This is a genomic window from Nostocoides sp. (assembly GCF_035343835.1).
In the GTDB taxonomy this organism is placed as follows: Bacteria; Actinomycetota; Actinomycetes; order Actinomycetales; family Dermatophilaceae; genus Nostocoides_A; species Nostocoides_A vanveenii.
This window is the reverse complement of the sequence record NZ_DAOQZV010000284.1, coordinates 1-3,744: the sequence shown is the minus strand read 5'-3', so window position 1 is coordinate 3,744 and position 3,744 is coordinate 1. Positions and strand designations below refer to the sequence as shown.

The window sequence follows — 3,744 nt, the reverse complement described above, 5'->3', positions numbered from 1 at the left end:
CCCCTGACCCCCTCCATGCCATGGAGGTGCGCTACCAACTGCGCTACAGCCCCGTGCTGCCGGTGTCGGCGAGCAACCTGCGGAATATTACCCGGCCGCACGCACCTAACCCAAATCGCCGAGTCGATGGCCGTCGACTGGCACCCGTCGTGGCCAAGTGCGGCAACAGCGTGCGGCCTCGCCCACGCAGAGCGTCGGACCCATACGACCCTGAACCGGCCTCTCGACGACCCTGAACCGGCCTCTCGACGGGGTTGGGCGGGATGCGGATCAACTGCCGGTCAATGGGCGCGGGGGTTTGGTGACAGAGCGCGGAGGTTCCAGCCGGCGATCCGCCAGCCGGTCGTGCCCTCGACCAGGTCGGCCCATTCGCAGTTGCCGGGAACGGTCAGCAGGCGCGAGGTCGTGAGCGTGTCGAGGCCCAGGAGCAGCGCGGCGATGATCTTGATGGTGCCGCCGTGGCTGACGATGACCGCGCACTGCGAGTCCGGGAGCGCGCCGATCAGTTCGGCGAGCGCCGGGCGGACGCGGTCGGCGACTTCAGAGGGGCCCTCCCCGTCGATCCCACGCCGTTGCTCCTCGCCACGCAGCGCCCGCTGTCGCTCCTGGGGATGGAGCGCGATCACCTCGGCCGAGGACAGTCCGGTCCACTGGCCCACGTCGAACTCCCGCCAGCGCGCGTCCAGGTCGAGCGGGAGCCCACACACCTCGGCGAGCGCCCGGCCGGTGACCGCGGTCCGCTGGAGGTCGGAGGCCACAACCCGCACCGGCCCGTAGGCCGCAACCACCGGCGCGGCAGCCGCCGCCTGGGCGATGCCACGCTCGGTCAGCGGAACATCCAGATGGCCCTGCCAGACACCGGTCACATTGGCCTGGGTCTCCCCGTGCCGCAGCAGGATCAGGCGACGTGGCGCGGCCATACGCGAATCAGCGGGCGTCGGCGGCGGCTGAGCCGGCGGCCGGCGTCTGCTCGGTCCCGACAACGCCGAGGTCGAGTTGCGGGCAGTCGCGCCAGAGCCGTTCGAGGTCGTAGAAGTTGCGTTCGTCCTCGTGGAAGACGTGGACGACGATGTCGCCGAAGTCGAGGAGCACCCAGCGGCCCTCCCGGGCGCCCTCCCGACGCAGCACCTTGGCACCGGCCAGGCGCACCTGCTCCTCGATCTCGTCGACGATGGCGGCGACCTGGCGTTCGTTGCTCGCCGAGATGATGACGAAGGCATCGGACAGGGGCAACTGTCCGCTGACGTCGAGGCCGACGATGGTTGCGGCGATCTTGTCTGCGGCTGCCTGCGCGGCGGCGCGGGCCAGGGTCGTGGCGCGGTCAGATGCTGGCACTGCTCTCCTTGGGCTCGGCCGCGTCGGCAGGCGTGTCCGCCGCATACAGCCGGTATTTGTTGATGTATTGCACGACACCGTCGGGCACGAGGTACCAGACGGGTTCGCCCTTCGCCACGCGTTCGCGGCAATCAGTAGAACTGATTGCCATCGCCGGAACTTCCTGCAGGTGCACGCGGTCGGCCGGCAGGCCGTGTTCGGTCAGCTCATAGCCCGGCCGGGTGACGCCGACGAACTGGGCCAACTCGAAGAGTTCGTCCGCGTCCTTCCAGGACAGGATCTGCGCCAGTGCGTCGGCGCCGGTGATGAAGAAGAGCTCCTGATCGGGGCGCTCTCGGTGCAGATCCCGCAGCGTGTCGATCGTGTAGGTCAGGCCGGGCCGGTCGATGTCGACCCGGCTGACCGTGAACCGGGGATTGGAGGCCGTCGCCACGACGGTCATCAGGTAGCGATGCTCGGCCGCGCTGACCGACCGCCCGGATTTCTGCCAGGGCTGCCCGGTCGGGACGAAGACGACCTCGTCTAGACCGAAAAGCGAAGCGACCTCACTTGCGGCGACCAGGTGACCGTGGTGGATCGGGTCGAAGGTGCCGCCCATGACGCCCAACCGGGCGCCCCGACCGGCAGCCACGAGCGCCGTCGAGGAGTCGGCGTCGCCGGTCAGTGGTGGCCGTTCTCGGAGCCGTGCCCGTGAGCGTCGTGGCCGTGCGCGCGGCCCGGCTGACCGAGCTTGGCGGCGGTGCCGCGGAAGAACCAGAGAACAGCCAGGCCGAGAGCGAACAGCGCCAAGGCGATCACGGCATACAGATAGGCCGGCATCGGCAGTTCGCGCAGGTGTTCTTCGCCCTCGGCGGCGAACTGGACAATGCTCATCGACATGGCCCAACCTTAGCGCCCCGCCGCCACCGGCCGCCCTCGGGCACTAGCGCGCCCGTCCCTCGGTCGCGGGTTCTCCACCAATTTCGCCCACAGACCTGTGTATGACGCGATGCCCGCACGGGCGGCGTGTGGATAACCGCGCGCGTCGCGGTGGACAGCCCGTGGAGGTCGTTGCACACCAGGGCGGTGGTGACTTTAATAGGTCCGTACGTCGGGTCGATGCGCCAGCAGTAGTCGTCCCGGTGTTCGGTGGAGGAGATAACGAGGCATAGCTGTCGCGCTGCGCGGCGGCCCTGGGACGAAGGTCCGACAGCTCGCGGACGACGACGCGAGGGTGCCACGAGGCGACTTCACCGCAGATGGTGTCAGTTCATTGCGGTCATCGTCCCCGGTGACCTGTAGTGGCCAGCGTCGCCTGGCGGCCCCGGCTCGCGCCGCAGGCCCTGGCAGTACTCCGGCCCCTCGGTTCTCATACATCGAGGGGCCGGTGTCTCTCCTCCTGGACTCAGTTCCGCACAGCCGGCGCACACCGAAGGCTCAGGCTGGCCTGCGTAGAGTGACCGCCATGTCCGTCCCCGAACTGAGCATCGTCGTTCCGATGTTCAACGAGGAGGCCGTCCTGCCGCTGTTCGCAGCGCGCCTGCGGCCGGTCGCGGACGGACTGGAAACGGCATACGAGGTGGTCGCCGTCGACGACGGCAGCAGCGACGGCACGGCGATCGCGCTGCAGAAGCTGCGCCGTGCCTGGCCGCAGTTGCGGGTAGTGCGCCTGCGCGCCAATGCCGGTCACCAGGCGGCGATCTCGGCCGGTCTCGCGCTGGCGACGGGGGCGTATGTCGTCACCCTGGACGCCGACCTGCAGGACCCGCCGGAGGTGATCGCCGAGATGCTCGCCGTCGCCCGCGCGGAGAGCGTCGACGTCGTCTACGGCGTACGCAGCGACCGATCCAGCGACTCGAGATTCAAGCGCGTCACGGCGCGCGCGTTCTATCGGTCCATGGACGCCATGGCGGGCACGGCCGCGCCGCGAGATGCCGGCGACTATCGCCTGATGTCGCGCGCGACCGTCGAGGCGGTCAATGCCCTGCCGGAGTATGGCCGAGTTCTCCGCTTTGTCGTGCCCGCCCTCGGCTTTCCGTCGGCGTCGGTCACCTATCGCCGGGAGGAGCGGGCGGCTGGCTCGTCGAAGTATCCGTTCACCAAGATGCTGCGCCTCTCGATCGACTCGATGACCGCCTTCTCGCTGGCCCCGCTGCGCTTCGCCACCCTCCTCGGTCTCGTCGGCGGAGCCGCCTCGCTCGCCTTGTTGATCTTCGCCTTGTATGCCCGCGTCCGCGGCCACGTCGTCGCCGGTTGGACCTCCACCGTCGTCGTGGTCTCCGGTGTCGGCGCGGTGCAACTGCTCGCGCTCGGCATCCTGGGCGAGTACGTCGGCCGGCTGTATGCCGCGGCCCAGGCCCGCCCCAGCTACTACGTCGCCTACGACTCGGCCACGGGATCGGCCAACCCGGCGGCGACCCGGCAGCCGTG

Annotated in this window: 5 protein-coding genes; 1 reads left to right on the top strand and 4 read right to left on the bottom strand. The window is 69.5% G+C overall.

Annotation, left to right across the window (positions count from 1 at the left end):
• Positions 1-281: 281 nt before the first annotated feature.
• The 4 genes from PKH97_RS14845 to PKH97_RS14830 are packed head-to-tail and all read right to left on the bottom strand — an operon-like array spanning position 282 to position 2,214.
• Complete coding sequence (locus PKH97_RS14845; protein WP_324388354.1) at positions 282-920, bottom strand: histidine phosphatase family protein; 639 nt, start codon at positions 918-920, stop codon at positions 282-284.
• 7 nt (positions 921-927) lie between these two features.
• Positions 928-1,335, bottom strand: coding sequence for a ribosome silencing factor (gene rsfS / locus PKH97_RS14840; protein WP_324388353.1), 408 nt, complete (start codon positions 1,333-1,335; stop codon positions 928-930).
• Positions 1,322-1,966 (bottom strand): nicotinate-nucleotide adenylyltransferase, encoded by a 645-nt coding sequence (gene nadD, locus PKH97_RS14835; protein ID WP_324388352.1) that lies wholly within the window; start codon positions 1,964-1,966, stop codon positions 1,322-1,324. The genes rsfS and nadD overlap by 14 nt, the downstream gene beginning before the upstream one ends.
• A gap of 29 nt (positions 1,967-1,995) precedes the next feature.
• Complete coding sequence (locus PKH97_RS14830; protein ID WP_324388351.1) at positions 1,996-2,214, bottom strand: hypothetical protein; 219 nt, start codon at positions 2,212-2,214, stop codon at positions 1,996-1,998.
• Between the two features lie 565 nt (positions 2,215-2,779).
• Between PKH97_RS14830 and PKH97_RS14825 the strand changes: the two genes are divergently transcribed.
• The coding region (locus PKH97_RS14825) for a glycosyltransferase family 2 protein (protein WP_324388350.1) at positions 2,780-3,744 on the top strand (965 nt) is incomplete at its 3' end.